At 63.8% G+C, this 15,121-nt stretch carries 17 protein-coding genes; 8 read left to right on the top strand and 9 right to left on the bottom strand.

Features of this window, described 5'->3' with window-relative positions:
- Window positions 1–77: 77 nt before the first annotated feature.
- Window positions 78–2,666 carry a TIGR02302 family protein gene (locus tag AC0L3E_RS28020; protein WP_473606107.1) on the top strand — a complete coding sequence of 863 codons (2,589 nt, stop codon included), beginning with the start codon at window positions 78–80 and terminating at the stop codon, window positions 2,664–2,666.
- Between the two features lie 111 nt (window positions 2,667–2,777).
- A complete protein-coding gene (locus AC0L3E_RS28015) occupies window positions 2,778–3,149 on the top strand; it encodes a glyoxalase superfamily protein (RefSeq protein WP_473606106.1) in 372 nt (123 codons plus the stop codon).
- On the opposite strand, the gene AC0L3E_RS28010 is transcribed toward AC0L3E_RS28015, so the two are convergent.
- Complete coding sequence (locus AC0L3E_RS28010) at window positions 3,128–4,009, bottom strand: LysR family transcriptional regulator (protein ID WP_292633814.1); 882 nt, start codon at window positions 4,007–4,009, stop codon at window positions 3,128–3,130. The two genes, AC0L3E_RS28015 and AC0L3E_RS28010, sit on opposite strands and share 22 nt — an antisense overlap.
- A gap of 222 nt (window positions 4,010–4,231) precedes the next feature.
- On the opposite strand from AC0L3E_RS28010, the gene AC0L3E_RS28005 reads away from it, so the two are divergent.
- Entirely contained in the window at window positions 4,232–5,179 is a 948-nt protein-coding gene (locus AC0L3E_RS28005; RefSeq protein WP_164753801.1) for a DMT family transporter, read from the top strand.
- On the opposite strand, the gene AC0L3E_RS28000 is transcribed toward AC0L3E_RS28005, so the two are convergent.
- The 3 genes from AC0L3E_RS28000 to AC0L3E_RS27990 form a co-directional block, all read right to left on the bottom strand.
- Window positions 5,180–5,551: a response regulator gene (locus tag AC0L3E_RS28000; RefSeq protein WP_027038124.1), complete on the bottom strand. Its 372-nt coding sequence runs from the start codon at window positions 5,549–5,551 to the stop codon at window positions 5,180–5,182. It abuts the gene before it with no gap.
- 197 nt (window positions 5,552–5,748) lie between these two features.
- Window positions 5,749–6,291 (bottom strand): hypoxanthine phosphoribosyltransferase, encoded by a 543-nt coding sequence (gene hpt / locus AC0L3E_RS27995; RefSeq protein WP_023811104.1) that lies wholly within the window; start codon window positions 6,289–6,291, stop codon window positions 5,749–5,751.
- 23 nt (window positions 6,292–6,314) lie between these two features.
- On the bottom strand, window positions 6,315–6,959 hold the full coding sequence (locus tag AC0L3E_RS27990) for a hypothetical protein (protein ID WP_127271081.1): 645 nt from the start codon (window positions 6,957–6,959) through the stop codon (window positions 6,315–6,317).
- Between the two features lie 192 nt (window positions 6,960–7,151).
- Between AC0L3E_RS27990 and ftsE the strand changes: the two genes are divergently transcribed.
- The 3 genes from ftsE to AC0L3E_RS27975 all read left to right on the top strand — a co-directional run bounded on the left by ftsE (window position 7,152) and on the right by AC0L3E_RS27975 (window position 9,657).
- A complete protein-coding gene (ftsE, locus tag AC0L3E_RS27985; RefSeq protein WP_010911739.1) occupies window positions 7,152–7,811 on the top strand; it encodes a cell division ATP-binding protein FtsE in 660 nt (219 codons plus the stop codon).
- Window positions 7,804–8,799 carry a cell division protein FtsX gene (locus AC0L3E_RS27980; RefSeq protein ID WP_027038121.1) on the top strand — a complete coding sequence of 332 codons (996 nt, stop codon included), beginning with the start codon at window positions 7,804–7,806 and terminating at the stop codon, window positions 8,797–8,799. The genes ftsE and AC0L3E_RS27980 overlap by 8 nt, the downstream gene beginning before the upstream one ends.
- A gap of 132 nt (window positions 8,800–8,931) precedes the next feature.
- Window positions 8,932–9,657, top strand: coding sequence for a YdcF family protein (locus AC0L3E_RS27975; RefSeq protein ID WP_127270825.1), 726 nt, complete (start codon window positions 8,932–8,934; stop codon window positions 9,655–9,657).
- Here AC0L3E_RS27975 and AC0L3E_RS27970 read toward each other — a convergent pair whose 3' ends face one another.
- Window positions 9,658–10,290 (bottom strand): pyridoxamine 5'-phosphate oxidase family protein, encoded by a 633-nt coding sequence (locus tag AC0L3E_RS27970; protein WP_292455541.1) that lies wholly within the window; start codon window positions 10,288–10,290, stop codon window positions 9,658–9,660.
- A gap of 24 nt (window positions 10,291–10,314) precedes the next feature.
- Window positions 10,315–10,785, bottom strand: a complete 471-nt coding sequence (locus AC0L3E_RS27965; RefSeq protein WP_292334244.1) for a nuclear transport factor 2 family protein — start codon at window positions 10,783–10,785, stop codon at window positions 10,315–10,317.
- Between the two features lie 117 nt (window positions 10,786–10,902).
- Between AC0L3E_RS27965 and AC0L3E_RS27960 the strand changes: the two genes are divergently transcribed.
- Both AC0L3E_RS27960 and AC0L3E_RS27955 read left to right on the top strand, forming a co-directional pair.
- Window positions 10,903–11,796, top strand: coding sequence for a LysR family transcriptional regulator (locus tag AC0L3E_RS27960; RefSeq protein WP_473606105.1), 894 nt, complete (start codon window positions 10,903–10,905; stop codon window positions 11,794–11,796).
- Window positions 11,797–11,919: 123 nt separating this feature from the next.
- On the top strand, window positions 11,920–12,720 hold the full coding sequence (locus AC0L3E_RS27955) for a lysophospholipid acyltransferase family protein (protein WP_127809194.1): 801 nt from the start codon (window positions 11,920–11,922) through the stop codon (window positions 12,718–12,720).
- 25 nt (window positions 12,721–12,745) lie between these two features.
- Here AC0L3E_RS27955 and AC0L3E_RS27950 read toward each other — a convergent pair whose 3' ends face one another.
- From AC0L3E_RS27950 to AC0L3E_RS27940, 3 genes are all read right to left on the bottom strand, one after another.
- A complete protein-coding gene (locus tag AC0L3E_RS27950; protein WP_292566177.1) occupies window positions 12,746–13,372 on the bottom strand; it encodes a LysE family translocator in 627 nt (208 codons plus the stop codon).
- A gap of 90 nt (window positions 13,373–13,462) precedes the next feature.
- Window positions 13,463–14,410: an aldo/keto reductase gene (locus tag AC0L3E_RS27945; protein WP_292566175.1), complete on the bottom strand. Its 948-nt coding sequence runs from the start codon at window positions 14,408–14,410 to the stop codon at window positions 13,463–13,465.
- A gap of 119 nt (window positions 14,411–14,529) precedes the next feature.
- Window positions 14,530–15,051, bottom strand: a complete 522-nt coding sequence (locus tag AC0L3E_RS27940; protein ID WP_127268943.1) for a gamma-glutamylcyclotransferase — start codon at window positions 15,049–15,051, stop codon at window positions 14,530–14,532.
- Window positions 15,052–15,121: the final 70 nt, after the last annotated feature.

The following is a 15,121-nucleotide window of genomic DNA, read 5'->3' as shown; positions in this document are numbered from 1 at the left end:
AATCCCTTTCGGAACAGATCATGCTCAAAGGGATAGGGCCGCATCCCGGTTTTCGGGATAGGCTCAAGGAAGGGCCGATGACGCAACGACCCACCTTCAGCAGCGATCGCGGCCTGGCCGGACGCCTGGCCTTGAGCCGGTTGGCGACGCGGGTCTCGATGATGGTCGAGCGCGGCTGGCCGTTGCTGCTTCCGCTCGTCATAGTCGCCAGCCTGTTCCTCAGCATCTCCTGGCTGGGGCTGTTCTCCCGGCTGCCGGATATGGCGCGCGTTGGCCTGGTCGCTGCTTTTGCCATAGCGGCACTGGCCGCGCTCTATCCGCTGCGCTTCTTCCGCCTGCCGGGCGCCGCCGAAATCGACCGCCGCATAGAGGCCGCCAATCAACTGTTGCACAGCCCGGTCCTGGTGCAGACCGACCGGCCCAGCGGCAGGGAAAGCAGCTTCTCGCAGGCGCTGTGGCGTGAACACCAGAAGCGTATGGCTGGAAAGCTCGACAACCTTGGCGCCGACCTGCCGCGCACGCGCGTGCCGGAGCGCGACCCCTGGGGGCTGCGCGCGGTGGCGGCCCTTTTGCTCGTTACCGCCTTCGCCTTCTCCTTCGGACCGACGGGCGGCAGGATCAGCGACGGCTTCAATGCCCATGGTGCGCGCGATATCGTGCCGCCGCGCATCGATGCATGGGTGACGCCACCGGCCTATACCGGCAAGCCGCCGATCTTCCTGACCGCCGACGCCAACCAGGCGATCCCGACCTTTACGGTTCCCGAAGGCAGTGACGTTTCGATGCGCGTGACGGGCGGCTCGGGCGAGGAAACGCTCGGCTATGCCGACAAGAATGGCAACGCCCGCGTCATCGACCCCGCTACGCCGCAGGCCGCCGCCAAGCCGGCTGCAAGCCCGGCGACGCCGTCCAAGGTGCGCCAGTTCACCAGCAAGCTGACCGGCGACGGCACGCTGACGCTGACCTCGGGCGAGGACCAGCTCGGCCGCTGGGCCTTCGCGGTCATATCGGACAAGCCGCCGCAGATCCGCTTCGTCGGCGAGCCCAAGCGCGCCGCAAACGGCGCCTTCGAGCTAAACTACCAGATCGACGACGACTATGGCGCCGCCACCGCCAAAGCGGTGTTCGCGCTCGCCGATCCGCAGGCGCCCAATGCGCGCCCGCTGTACGGTGCACCTGAAATGCCGCTGACGCTGCCGCGCCGCGGCGGCAAGTCGAACGCCGCCAAGACCTCCAAGGACCTGACCGAGCATGTCTGGGCCGGCAGCAGCATCAAGCTGACGCTGGTCGCCACCGATGATGCCGGGCACACCGCATCGAGCGAAACCAAGACGCTGCTGATGCCGGAGCGGCCTTTCGCCAATCCGCTGGCACGCGCCGTGATCGAACAGCGCCGCCTGCTGGCGCTCGACGCCAACGCCAAGCCGCGCGTGCTCGACCTGATGGACGCCATCACGCTGCGGCCGGAAGACACGTTCGACAGCATGTCTCACTACCTTGCCATCATGAGCGCCCGCACCCGGCTGAAGATGGCCGAGAGCGACGATCAATTGCGCAGCGAGGTCTCCTATCTCTGGGAAATCGCGCTCGGCATCGAGGAAGGCAATCTTTCGGCCGCCGAAAAGCGGCTGCGCCAGGCGCAACAGGCGCTGCAGGACGCCATCAAGAATGGCGCCAGCGACGCCGAAATCGAAAAGGCGATGAAGGAACTGCGCGAGGCGATGAACCAGTTCCTGCAGGAATTCGCGGAGCGCGCCAAGCAGAATCCCAACGCCCCGCAGATGCAGCAGAATGGCCAGGAACTGCGCCAGAGCGACATCGATCGCATGATGGACCAGATCGAAAACCTGGCGAAGTCGGGTGATCGCGACAAGGCCCAGCAATTGCTGTCGCAACTGCAGGACATGATGAACAATCTGCAAGCCGGCCGTCAGCAGCAAGGCGGCCAGCAGGACAGCGAGATGCGCCAGCAGATGGACAAGCTGGGTGAGATCCTGCGGCGTCAGCAGGAGATGATGAACGACACCTTCCGCATGGATCAGATGCAACGCGGCGAGCGCCAGCGCGGGCAGAACCGTGACGAGCAGCTCGGCGAAGGCGGCCAGGATGAGGACAGACCCGGCGTCGGCGAAGACCGCGATCCGCTCGCCCGGCAAAAGCCGATGACACCCCAGGAATTCGCCGATGCGCTGAAACAGCTGCAGCAGGGCCAGGGCCAGCTGCAAAGCGACCTCGATCAGCTGAAGAAGGGCCTCGAAGGCATGGGTATGGAGCCCAATGAAGGATTTGGCGAGGCCGGCAAGTCCATGGGCAATGCCGAACAGGCACTCGGCGAGGGTGAAGGCGATGCGGCCGTCGGTCATCAGGGCCGGGCCCTGGAAGCGCTGCGCAAGGGCGCCAAGGACATGATGAAGCAGATGCAGGCCATGCAGGGCGACCAGGGCGGCGGCGAGGAAGGCGGCCGCCAGCAGAACGCCGACCGTGATCCGCTAGGCCGGCCGCGCGCCAGCCAGGGTCCCGAATTCGGCGATTCGGTGAAGGTGCCCGACGAGATCGACGTGCAGCGTGCCCGCCAGATACTGGAAGCGATCCGCAAGCGGCTCGGCAATGCGCTCAGCCCTGACATCGAACGCAGCTATCTGGAACGGCTGCTCGAGCTGAAATAGAGCAATTCCAGGAAAAGTGTGAAGCGGTTTTCCGTCCGGAATCGCGAAAAAATAAAGGGATTGCCGCCCGCGTCCATCCCATCTGAAAACCTCTCGCACGGTTGCACCACCATGCCCAGACTTGGCGCCGTCACACCCATCCTGCGCATCTTCGACATTGCCAAGGCGCGTGAATTCTATGTCGGCTTCCTCGGCTTTGAGGTGCAGTGGGAACATCGCTTCGCCGACGACGCGCCGCTTTACATGGCGGTCGGCCGCGACGGCTGCGTTCTGCATCTCAGCGAACATCATGGCGACGGTGCACCCGGCATCGCCCTGCGCATCGAGGTCGAGGACATCACCGCTCTTCATGGCGAACTGATCGGCAGAAACTACCGCTTCGCCAGGCCGGGCGTGGAAGATACGCCTTGGAAGACCCGCGAGGTATCGGTCGCCGATCCGTTCGGCAACAGGCTGCATTTCTACGAGGATGCCGCCGGCTGACTGAGCCTGTTGATGAAGGCTTCGCGGATCGCATCCTGCATGCCGTCGATCGCCTCACCTGACGCATTGGGGTTGCGGTGCATCACCACGTTGGAGGAATCGATGGCGCCGAATCCGTCCGCTGTGGTCAGTTCACGACAGCCATCCGGAATGTTGCTGCGCGAAATCGGCGCGATCGCCAGTCCGGAGGTGACGGCGAGCTTGAGGCCGCCGGTGGTGTCGCTGGTATAGGCGACACGATAGGCAAGATCGCGCTGCTCCAGTGATTTGATGGCGAAGTCCTTGCACCAGCCGGCCCGGTTGTAGAGCGCGATCGGCACCGGCTGTTCCTCATGCATGTGATGCAGGGTCGACGTCACCCACACGGTCGGGTCGTGCATCAGCACTTCGCCGCCGGCGGGATCCTGCCATTCGAACACCACGCACAGATCGAGTTCGCCGGCAGCGAGCGCCGCCATCTGTGCCCCGGAATGGGCATAGCGCACGGTGACCTCGACCTGTGTATGACGCTTCGAGAAGGCGCCGAGCGCGCGCGACAGGATGGCGTGGCCATATTCCTCCGGAATGCCGATGCGCACCGGCCCGCCAAGCGGCGCTGCCGCCATCGATGCCGACGTCTCGTCGAGCAGCGAGACAATGCGGCGGGCGTTGACGATGAGTTCGCCGCCGCGCCGCGTCAACGCGACGCCGCGCGAACCGCGCTCGAACAGGCTAGCGCCGATCAGCTCTTCGAGCTTCTTCATCTGCATCGACACCGCGGATTGGGTGCGGCCGGCCTGCTCAGCCGCCTTGGTGAAATTGCCGGTCTCGGCAATCGCCACGAAGGTTCGCAGGAGGTCGCTGTCGAGGGTCGGCCGCATGGAATCCGCCATAAGAGAATTTGATTGCTGGCATCATTCCAATTCGTTTGCAACATGTCAAACGGCGGACGATAGTCGCCATACCCATTGGATATGCGGCTGCGAAATCAGCCGCGGACCAATCAAGAGTCCTCACTCGTGCCCGCTGCCCGAAACGGTGGCGGGTTCTTTTTACCCCGCCGGCGGCAGCTTCGGGTCGTGCGCGCAGGAGCCTGGATGCAGATGCAGAATCGGATGGTGGGCGGCATCCTGAGCCTGTGCCTCGGCGTGCTGGTCTTTTCGCTGCAGGATCCGCTCGTCAAAGCCGTGTCGAGCGGCTATCCGGTGACCGAGGTGATGGCGATCCGCTCGATCGTCGCCCTGCCTATCCTGATCGTTCTGGTCCATGCCGATGTCGGCTTGCGGGCGATCCTTTCGAAGCGATTCGGCATGCTGACGGTGCGCGCCTTCATCCAGTTCACCTCCTATACGATGTACTACCTGGCCATCGCCGCTTTGCCGCTCGCCGATGCGGTGGCGCTTTATTTCATGGCGCCGCTGTTCATCATGGTGCTGGCCGGACCGTACCTTGGCGAGCGGGTCTCCTGGCAGACACTGGCAACCGTGCTGATCGGCTTGTTCGGCGTCCTCGTGATGCTGCGCCCCGGCGCAGGGCTGTTCGACTGGGCAGCGCTGCTGTCGCTGGGCTCGGCGGCGCTCTATGGTTTTTCGCAGCTGATGGCCCGCAAGATCGGCGATACTGAATCGTCCACCGTCATGGCCTTCTATCAGAACGGCGCCTATCTGGTCGGCGCCGCCGTGGTTGCCGGGGCGTTTCACCTGGCCGGCATCACACACGCCGTTCACCCGAGCCTGGAATTCCTGGTACGGCCATGGCTTTGGCCGACGCTGCCAGATTTTCTCAAGATGGCGGCCTGCGGTTTCGTCGCTTCCGCCGGCATGATCCTGCTGTCGCAGGCCTACCGGATGGCGCCGGCCAACCGCGTTGCCACCTTCGAATACACCGGCATCCTGTGGTCGCCGCTGTGGGGTTTCCTGTTCTTCGCCGAGGTGCCGCGGTCGACGACGGTGATCGGTGCTGCCTTGATCATCGGCGCCGGTCTGCTGGCGCTCAACACCGAACGGCGCAAGAATGTTCCACCTGTGCTCGCTGCCGCCGACCCAGCCTGATCAGGCGAAGCAGATCAGCGCCCGCTCGACTCGCGAACGGATTTCGGCCAGCGTGAAGGGCTTCTGCACGACATCGAGGATGATGCCGTTCAATTCCTCGGCGCGCTCGCGCTGGTCGGCATAGCCGGTCATCAGCACGATCTTGATCGACGGAAACAATGCAGCAGCCGCGATCGCCATCTCGATGCCGTCCATCTCCGGCATGCGGATATCGGAGACGACGAGATCGTAGCCGCCACGCGCCGCCTGGATCAGCGAAAGTCCCTGCGCGCCGTCCGCCGCGATATCGATTGTGTGCCCGGCGCGTTCAAGCGCGCGGGCGGCCAGGGTGCGGACGGACTCATCGTCCTCGACGATCAGAAGCTTTGCCATGGCCGGCATATTTGGCCGCCAAAAGTTGACTTTTCCTGAAAGCCCCCGAGCAATTCAGGAAAGTGTGAGACGGTTTTCCGGGAAAAGCGCATAGCGCTTTCCCTTGGGAATTGCGTCAAAACAAAAAACTAGAGCGGTTCGGCGTTTTCGTGAAGCGGCGAACCGCTCTAAGCATCAGCAAACCTTTTTGATGCCGCTCAGACATCCCCTTTGACGACACCGACAAACGGCAACTCGCGAAAAGCATGGGCTACATCCATGCCGTAGCCGACGACGAAATAGTCGGGGCAGTCGAAGCCGACATAATCGGCATTGAGCTCGGTCTGGCGGCGCATGCGCTTGTCGAGCAGCACGGCGATCGAACAGCTCTTGGCGCCCCGCGACAACATCAGCTCGCGGGTAAAGCTCAGCGTCTTCCCCGATTCGAGAATGTCGTCGATCAGCAGCACGTCGCGGCCGGCGACCTCATTGTCGATGTCGCGCAGCACCCTCACCTCGCCGCTGCTGGTGCCGGCGCCATAGCTGGAGATGAAGATGAATTCGACCTCCGGCGACAGGCCGACATCGTGCATGGCCCGGATAAGATCGGCGGCGAAGATAAACGAGCCCTTCAGCACCGAGATCACCAGCAGATCGTGATAGTCGTGTCCGGCAATCTCCTTGGCGAGCTCGAGATTGCGCCGCGCGATCGCCGATGCTGAAAACAGAACCTCGATGTCCTTGCCGCGTACGATGGGCATTGATGGTCTTCCCCGGTGATCGCCTATTCGGCGAAAGTGACCGACACGGTCTTCACACCGTTTCTAGGCACGTCGAGCCGGCTGGCAAAGCCGAATCTTTCGCCAGACGCCAGCGAACGGCCGGATGTCCCCAACGTATAGCGGGTAGTCTGCCCGTCATTGCCGGTCACCCGGATTTCGAGCGGCGGCAACTCCGTCGGTTTCGCACCATCATTGACGGCCTCGCCATCGACGAACAGTGCGGCGTTCGGCCCGGTAGCGTCGACGCGTGACGTGACGCCCGAAATGCTGAGCGCCGACGCCTGCGCGCTGGACAGAAACGGCGCCTGGCGCACCAGCGCGTGCCCGCCGGAGACCCAGAACGCGGCCAAGGCAGCGCCGATGCCAGCGACCCAGAAGATCGGCCCGCCGCGCGAGGCTGGTAGCCGCTCCGGCGGGGCCTCGGGCTTGCGCAGCATGTCCATGCCCGCGACGGGTGGCATGACGATCGCGCGCGGCAGCGGCGAAACGCTCTCCACGGCAGGCGCAAGGCGCGGCATCACCACGTAGTCGGCATCGACGATGTCGGCGGCCGAACCACGCATGAACCGGTCCGCTGCGGCAATTGCCGCCGGATCGGTCATGATTTCGCCGGAAACCGGGCGCGCGGTTCGATCGTCAGCCATCATGGCCCCAGCATTGCAGCACGTGTTCGCTTTTCGTTTCTTTTGCGTAAACACAAATGGTTAACGCTTCCCCACCGGAGCCCTCGTGACGAGCCGAAAGAGCCCAGAAATTAACCGCCGGTTAACCATGCCGGCCGATGGTCTTTACCCAGAACAGGCCGGCTCGCCGCCGTGCCGAAATTCAGGTCGTCGAAATTGATTCGTTTCGAAAATGTCGGCCTCCGCTATGGCATGGGTCCGGAAATCCTCCGCGACATCTCCCTGCACATCCCGGAGCGCTCCTTCCAGTTCCTCAGCGGGCCTTCGGGCGCCGGCAAGACGACCTTGCTGCGCCTGCTGTTCATGTCGCTGAAGCCGACGCGCGGGCTGATCACCATCTTTGGCAAGGACCGTTCGCGCATCTCGCGCACCGAATTGCCGCATCTGCGCCGCCGCATCGGCGTGGTGTTCCAGGATTTTCGCCTGCTCGACCACATGACCACCTACGAGAACGTCGCGCTGCCGCTGCGCGTGCGCGGGCGCGAGGAGGCGAGCTACCGCACCGATGTCACCGAACTGTTGAAGTGGGTCGGGCTGGGCGAGCGCATGCACGTGCTGCCGCCGGTTCTGTCCGGCGGCGAGAAGCAGCGCGCGGCGATCGCGCGGGCGCTGATCGAGCAGCCGGAAATCCTGCTCGCCGACGAACCGACCGGCAATGTCGATCCGCCGCTGGCGCGACGGCTGCTGCGGCTGTTTATCGAGCTCAACCGTCTCGGCACCGCGGTGGTGATCGCCACCCACGACCTTGGCCTGATGGAACAGGTCGACGCGCGCCGCATGATCCTGGCCGGCGGAAGGCTGGACATCTATGACTGAACTGTCCGCCGAACATTTTGTGGAACGGGAGCAGGACGCCGAGGCGACCGAGGCAAAGCCCCGCGCCCAGCGCAGGATGGCGCCGATCGTGCCGGCGCAGAACATCGCCGGCCGGGCACTGGTCCTGGTCATCGCCATCATGACCTTCCTGTCCTGCCTGACTTTCGGCGCGGTGACGCTGGTGCGCGACACAGCGTCCGTCTGGGAGAACCAGATTTCACGCGAGGCGACCATCCAGATCAAGCCGGTCGACGGCCTCGACATGGAAGCAGCCCTTACCCAGGCCTCCCAGATCGCCGGGGAATTCCCTGGCGTCAAGACGACCCGGATCATCGACCGCGAGGCGACCGCGAGGCTCCTTGAGCCCTGGCTGGGCTCGGGGCTCAACATCGACGAATTACCCGTGCCGCGCCTGATCATCGTCACCATCGACGAGAACAGCCCGCCCGATTTCGCTGCCATGCGCGCCGCGATCACGCCGAAACTGCCGAGCGCATCGCTCGATGATCACCGCACCTGGGTCGACCGGCTGGTAGCGATGGCCCGCACCACGGTGACCATCGGCATTGCCGTGCTGGCATTGATGCTGTCGGCGACCGTGCTGACCGTGGTGTTCGCGACGCGCGGCGCCATGGCCGGCAACGGTCACATCATCGAAGTGCTGCATTTCGTCGGCGCCGAAGCACGCTTCATCGCGCGCGAATTCCGCCGGCATTTCCTGGTCACCGGCATGAAGGGAGCGGCGGCTGGCGGTGCCGCGGCAGTGCTCGTCTTCATCGTCTTTTCCTGGTGGTCGTCGCGCAATATGGCGACGCCGCAGGCCGACCAGGCGACCGCCCTGTTCGGCAATTTCGCCATCGGTTCGGCAGGCTATCTCGGTGTCGTGTTGATGGTGCTGGTGATCGGCGGACTGACGGCTGCCACGTCCCACGCCACCGTCGTTGCCTATCTCAGCGACATCGATGTCCGCCAGCCGGATGCAGGCTAATTCATGTCGCCCAAAAGTGGAACCGGTTTTGGGACAACGACATAGATAGGACAGGGTGATCACGGATGGAGAATTCACGTAACGCAAAGTGCGTCTTTTACCTACCCAAAGCCGCATTTCAGGATTAACCATATGGCGATGGACGCGCGGGATTCGACCGGTACGGCTGGGCAGATGCCAGTGGTGGTTGCCCGTTCGCATGGCCGCTCCACTGTGAGCCGTCTAAGAGCCGCGTTGCGCCTGTCCGCTCTCTCTGTCCTCATCCTCGCAACATTGTTTGCCGGCGGCTTCGGCTGGTTCGCCAATAAGGTCAGTCACCTGACCACGCCTGCCAATCCGGCCAAGGCGGACGCGATCATCGTGCTGACCGGCGGCCAGTCCCGCCTCGATGCGGCGATGGATCTGCTGGCGTCCGGCAAGGGCGAGCGGCTGCTGATCAGCGGCGTCCATCCTTCGGCCAGCCGTCGCCAGTTGCAGGCGGCGACCGGCGGCGACAAGAAGCTGTTCTCCTGTTGCGTCGACATCGACCGCGCCGCGCTCGATACGATCGGCAATGCGGAGGAAAGCGCCAAATGGGTCGAGAGCCACGCCTATGGCACGGTGATCCTTGTCACCAACAATTATCATATGCCCCGAAGCCTGCTGGAAATGGGCAGGCTGCTGCATGGCGCCAAGCTCGAGCCCTATCCGGTGGTCAATTCCAACCTCGACAATGGCGGCTGGCTGACCAAGCCGCGGGCATTGCGCGTGCTGTTCACCGAATACAACAAATATTTGCTGGCGCTGGCGCGGGGCATCGTGCCGGTCAAGCCGACGCCCAATGGCATAGCGCTGGCCGAAACAGCGGCCGGCGGCTGATTATTCCGCTGCGGCCGCGCCCGTATTTCCCCTGAGCCGTGCGATCTCCTGTTCAAGGCGCTCGATCCGCTTGTCCCGCTCGCCGAGTGCCGCCGCCACGTCGGCCGCCTCGAACCGTTGCGGGATGTGCTGCGGACAATTGGCATCCCAGGCCGAGACGGTGAACAGGATGACTTGCTCGGGGCGCGCCTTGTAGTCTTGCGGCATCAGTTTCGCCATCAGTTCGGCGTCACTCTCGACGACCCGCGCCGTGCCCCAGATCTTGATGCGCTGGCGGTGCATATAGTCGATCAGGAACAGGAACGCCCTTGGATTGTCGGCCAGATTGCCCTGCGTGATGAACTGCCGGTTGCCGGAAAAATCCGCGAAGCCGATCGTATGTTCATCCAGCACCTTGAGGAAGCCGGCCGGCCCGCCGCGATGCTGGACATAGGGCTGCCCCTCGCTGTTGGCGGTCGACAGGAAGACGCTGGTCTGCATTTCGATGAAGGCGGCAAGGTCCGGGGTGATGCCGGCCTGCCAGCCGCCACGCTCCTCGACGCGGGCATAGGACTGACGTGAGCCCTTGCGGGCCTGGATCGCCTTGACGGTCGGCGTGAAGGCGACGTCGCTGGTGAAAGCATGCGCGTTCATTGAAAGCTTCCTTGCGGCAAGATGCTAAAGTCCGAGCTCCGACAGCGTCGGGTGGTCGTCCGGTCGCCGGCCGAGCGGCCAGTGATACTTACGATCGGCCTCGCCGATCGGCAGGTCGTTGATGCTGGCGATGCGCAGGCGCATCAGCCCGTGTTCATCGAATTCCCAGTTCTCGTTGCCGTAGCTGCGGAACCATGAACCGCTGTCGTCGCGCCATTCGTAAGCGAAACGCACGGCGATGCGGTTGCCGTGGAAGGCCCAGACCTCCTTGATCAGCCGGTAGTCGAGCTCGCGACTCCATTTGCGCGTCAGGAAGGCCTGGATGGCGTCGCGGCCTTGCAGGAATTCGGCGCGGTTGCGCCAGCGGCTGTCCTTGGTATAGGCGAGCGCAACCCGCGCCGGATCGCGTGAATTCCAGGCATCCTCGGCCATGCGCGCCTTCTGTGCTGATGTCTCGGCGGTAAACGGCGGCAGCGGCGGTCGGGCTTCGGACATGGCAACTCCTTTGTGGGCCATGCTGCGGGCAGGCCGACAGACACAATATAGAGCCTTCCATCATTCAAATGCAGATGACATATTCGTAACCTGTCCTTCCATTTTCCGGAAGAAGCTATGGATCGTCTCGAAGCCATGTCGCTCTTTGTCGCCGCGGTGGAGGCCGGCAGCCTTTCAGCAGCCAGCCGCCGTTTCGGCATTCCGCTGGCGACGGTCAGCCGCAAGATTTCCGGTCTCGAGCGCCATCTGAACACACGCCTCCTGAATCGCTCGACGCGACGGCTGACACCGACCGATGCCGGCCAGACCTATCTTGCCGCCTGCCGCCGCATCCTCGACGACGTCGGCGAGGCCGAACGCACGGCAGCCGGCGAATACAGTGCTCCGACCGGCGAACTGGCCATCACCGCGCCGGTCGTCTTTGGCCGCCTGCACGTGCTGCCGGTCGTCACCGGCTTTCTCGCCGCCTATCCAGACGTGGACATCCGCCTGACATTGGCCGACCGCATAACCCAGCTGGTCGAGGACCATTTCGATCTCGCCATCCGTATCGGCCAGTTGCCCGATTCGAGCCTGGTCGCCATCGGCGTCGGCGCGATCCGCCGCGTCGTCTGCGCCAGCCCGGCCTATCTTGCCGAACACGGCACGCCGACCACCCCGGAGGATCTGGAAACACACGATTGCATCACCTTCGAGGGACTTGCCTCCGCCGCCAGTTGGAGCTTCATCAGGGGCAAGGCCGAAATCCCGGTGCGGGTCCGCTCGCGGCTTCAGGTCAACACCGCCGAAGCGGCCATCGATGCCGCGATTGCCGGCGTCGGACTGACACGTGTGCTTTCCTACCAGATCGAAGCCGCGCTGCGGTCCGGCACGCTGCGCATCCTGCTGCAGGAGTTTGAGCCAAAGCCATGGCCGGTAAGCCTGGTGCATGCGGGCCACGGCCTGCTGCCGGTCAAGCTGCGCGCATTCCTCGATTTTGCCGCCCCGCGCCTGAAGGCGCGGCTGATGTAGCGGAACCAGGCCAACCCCCATTGGCGACCGTTCTTCGTTGCCAGCCAAAGCGCCCTGCGGCCATTTCCTTTTTTCCCGCGCTTGGTGTAACCAACGCTCACCTCCTCACCGGGCTCCCCCCAAATGCTCTACATCAGATCGCTGACGTTCAATTTCGTCTTTTACGTCAACCTGATCGTCCAGATGATCCTCTGGACCCCATACTATTTCCTGTCGCCCCGGCACCGCGCCTGGTTCGTGCCGAAATTTTGGTCGCGCACCTCGATGTGGCTTTACGACAAGATCGCCGGAACGAAGAGCGAGATCACCGGCCGGGAAAACCTGCCCGAAGGCTCCTTCATCCTGGCCCCCAAACACCAGTCGTTCTGGGATGCGATCGCCTTCTTTCCCTATCTTCACGACCCTCTCTACATCCTGAAGCGCGAGCTCACCTGGATCCCGTTCTTCGGCTGGTACATCATGAAGATGCGCATGATTCCGGTTCATCGCGGCAGCCGTTCGAAAGCGCTGAAGGCCGTGGTCGCCGCGACCAAGGCGGAGATGGCGCGCAATCCTCGCCAGCTCATCATCTACCCCGAAGGGACAAGACGCGCGCCGGGCGACGAGCCGGCCTACAAATACGGCATCGTCGAAATCTATGCGCAGCTTGGCGTTCCGGTGGTGCCGGTTGCCCATGTCGCCGGCCTCTATTGGCCGCGCCGCAAATTCCTGCGCTACCCCGGCACCGTGAAGGCGCGGTTCCTGCCGCCGATCCCACCGGGACTGAGCAAGGACGAATTCATGGCCCGGCTGATCGGCGAGACCGAGGCTGCCTGCGACCAGTTCCTGATTGATGCCGCGCGGGGCCCGAATCCGCCTGCCTTGCCGCCGACAGCGGTGAAAAGGCTGCAAGAGCTGGACAACGCCGCAAGACACAAAGCCTGAACCGGAAGTCTCCTGCCGGCAGTTCTCAGCCGAAAACGGCCAGCGCGGTGGTCAACACCAGCGTCGCGGCAAAGACCAGGTTGACGATCCGCGAGGCCGCCGGCCGGCGCAGGAAGCGCGCGAATGCCACTCCCAAGACAAGCCACACGGCGTGGATGGCAACGATCATGACGGCGAGAATCGTCAGCTTCAGCCATGGACCAAGTTCAGTGGCGCCCTGTTTGGACGAAGCACCGGCGAACACGGCGGCGATCGCCACATAGGCCTTTGGATTGGCGATCGCGAGAAGGAAACCAGCCAGCCATGTTGGACACGAAGCCTCGGCGGCGCGTGCTGCCATGGGCGGCGCCGTGGCTATCTTGAAGGCGAGATAGAGGATGTAGGCCGCGGAGGCGAAAGCCAGCAACGGCGCCAGCCTCGGCATCGAGGTAAGCACCGCCACGACCCCGGTCGCGACAACCAGAAGCACGGCGATCGTGCCCAGGATAATTCCCAAGGCATAGCCCAGCGAGTGGCGCAAACCGAAGGCGGCCCCAACGGCGGTAACGCTTATCGTTGCCGGACCCGGGCTGCCCATGATCACCAGGGCGGCAAGCACGAGCGCGAGAAGTTGCCCCCAAAGATCCGGCTGCGAAAGAAGCGGCTCAGTCATCTCTCCTCTGTCCTGCCTTGCGCGAAGAGACGGTATGGCAGGACCAGAGGGGCGTCTTGGACGTTCGTGCGAGGCGTGGCGCCTGAAGCTTCAGCTGCTCGCTCTGTCGAGTTCGGTCATGTCGGCGGCGGTCAGTTTCAGCGACGCCGCCCTGATCAAGCTGTCCATCTGTTCAGGCTTGGTGGCGCTGGCGATCGGCGCGGTGACGCCCGGCCGAGCGATAACCCAGGCAAGCGCGACTTCCGCCTGCTTGGCAGAATGCCTTGATGAAACCGCGTCGAGTGCCGCAAGGATGCGCATGCCGCGCGCATTGAGATAGTCCTTCACCCCGCCGCCGCGCGGGCTTTGACCGAGGTCGGCTTCGCTGCGGTATTTGCCGCTGAGAAAACCCTTGGCCAGGCTGAAATAGGTGATGACGCCGATGTCCTCGGCCACGCATAGATCGCGCAACGGCCCATCGAAGGACGAGCGGTCGTAAAGATTGTATTCCGGCTGCAGCACCTCGTAGCGCGGCAGGCTGCGCAAGCTCGCCACATCGAGTGCGGCACGCAACTGGCCGGCGTCGAGATTCGAACAGCCGGCATAGCGGATTTTGCCCTTGGCGAGCAGCTTCTCGTAGGCGCCAAGCGTTTCTTCGTAGGGGGTTGCAGGGTCCGGCCAGTGCGACAGATAGAGGTCGATGACTTCGGTCTGCAGCCGCTTCAGCGATGCGTCGACGGCCTTTTCGATGTATGCGGCGGACAGGTCCTTGTGCCCCTGCCCCATATCCGAACCGACCTTCGTGATCACCACGACCTTGTCGCGATTGCCACGGTCTTTCATCCATTTGCCGATGATGGTTTCCGATTCACCGCCCTTGTGGCCGGGAACCCAGCGCGAATAGGCATCCGCCGTATCGATGGCGTTGAGGCCGGCGCCGACGAAGCGGTCGAGCAGGTCGAACGAGGTTTTCTCGTCGGCGGTCCAGCCGAAGACATTGCCGCCCAGAACCAGCGGCGCGATGGACAGGTCGGTGCGACCGAGACGACGTTTCTGCAAGGCGGATCTCCGGGATGATTGGGCGGGCAAAGGGCGCCGCGGGCTGAGGGTCGGAGCCTAACCTAGGTCTTGCCTGAACGAGGTCAAAGGCCTGGCCGCCTTTTTCCGCAGAGCCAGCTTCACAAAGGCGCGACCTGGCTGGCGACATCCTCCAGCCAGTGGTCGCTTATGCCCAGTGCCTCGAGATGCTCAAGCGTGCTCAGCACATAGTCCTCGTTGTTGCCGGACTGGCCGACCGCGCCGCGCACCACGGCCGCTGCATCCGCCGCGTCGAGCGCTCCGGCATATTGCTCGTGCTGGCGGTCGACAATGTAGACCACCGCGTCGACCGTACCGCCCCCGTCGAGGCGAATCTTGAGCATGCGCTCCAGATAGACATTGGTGACCAGTTCGCGCTCGCGAAGATAGGCCATGACCTCGTCGCGCAAGTCGCCGGGGACGCGGAATGCGAGGCCGACGCAGGACCCGCCACGGTCGAGGCCGAGCACCAGCCCCGGCCGCTCGCGCGTGCCGCGATGCACGAAGGAATAGACGCAGAGCGAGCGCCGGTAGCCATGCAGGCGGGCACGCTGTGTTTCGACATGCGCGAATCCCGGCCGCCAGATCAGCGAGCCATAGCCAAACACCCAAAAATCGCCCATATCGCCGCGCCTGATTGCAAAAGATGCCAACACCGCACCCGGACCGGTGTTTTTTCCGCCCGTCCCGTCT

This window comes from Mesorhizobium sp. WSM4822 (assembly GCF_055811155.1).
This window is presented reverse-complemented; position numbering and strand designations above follow the sequence as displayed.

Bases quoted from the DNA above. Each gene is read 5' to 3' on its own strand.
- AC0L3E_RS27980 (WP_027038121.1), top strand. From the start codon at position 7,804: ATGACTGAACTGTCCGCCGAACATTTTGTGGAACGGGAGCAGGACGCC.
- AC0L3E_RS28010 (WP_292633814.1), bottom strand. From the start codon at position 4,009: ATGCGGCCGACCCTCGACAGCGACCTCCTGCGAACCTTCGTGGCGATT.
- AC0L3E_RS27975 (WP_127270825.1), top strand. From the start codon at position 8,932: ATGGCGATGGACGCGCGGGATTCGACCGGTACGGCTGGGCAGATGCCA.
- AC0L3E_RS27940 (WP_127268943.1), bottom strand. From the start codon at position 15,051: ATGGGCGATTTTTGGGTGTTTGGCTATGGCTCGCTGATCTGGCGGCCG.
- hpt (WP_023811104.1), bottom strand. From the start codon at position 6,291: ATGCCCATCGTACGCGGCAAGGACATCGAGGTTCTGTTTTCAGCATCG.
- AC0L3E_RS27965 (WP_292334244.1), bottom strand. From the start codon at position 10,785: ATGTCCGAAGCCCGACCGCCGCTGCCGCCGTTTACCGCCGAGACATCA.
- AC0L3E_RS28005 (WP_164753801.1), top strand. From the start codon at position 4,232: ATGCAGAATCGGATGGTGGGCGGCATCCTGAGCCTGTGCCTCGGCGTG.
- AC0L3E_RS27970 (WP_292455541.1), bottom strand. From the start codon at position 10,290: ATGAACGCGCATGCTTTCACCAGCGACGTCGCCTTCACGCCGACCGTC.
- AC0L3E_RS27955 (WP_127809194.1), top strand. From the start codon at position 11,920: ATGCTCTACATCAGATCGCTGACGTTCAATTTCGTCTTTTACGTCAAC.
- AC0L3E_RS27950 (WP_292566177.1), bottom strand. From the start codon at position 13,372: ATGACTGAGCCGCTTCTTTCGCAGCCGGATCTTTGGGGGCAACTTCTC.
- AC0L3E_RS28000 (WP_027038124.1), bottom strand. From the start codon at position 5,551: ATGGCAAAGCTTCTGATCGTCGAGGACGATGAGTCCGTCCGCACCCTG.
- AC0L3E_RS27960 (WP_473606105.1), top strand. From the start codon at position 10,903: ATGGATCGTCTCGAAGCCATGTCGCTCTTTGTCGCCGCGGTGGAGGCC.
- AC0L3E_RS27990 (WP_127271081.1), bottom strand. From the start codon at position 6,959: ATGATGGCTGACGATCGAACCGCGCGCCCGGTTTCCGGCGAAATCATG.
- AC0L3E_RS28020 (WP_473606107.1), top strand. From the start codon at position 78: ATGACGCAACGACCCACCTTCAGCAGCGATCGCGGCCTGGCCGGACGC.
- AC0L3E_RS28015 (WP_473606106.1), top strand. From the start codon at position 2,778: ATGCCCAGACTTGGCGCCGTCACACCCATCCTGCGCATCTTCGACATT.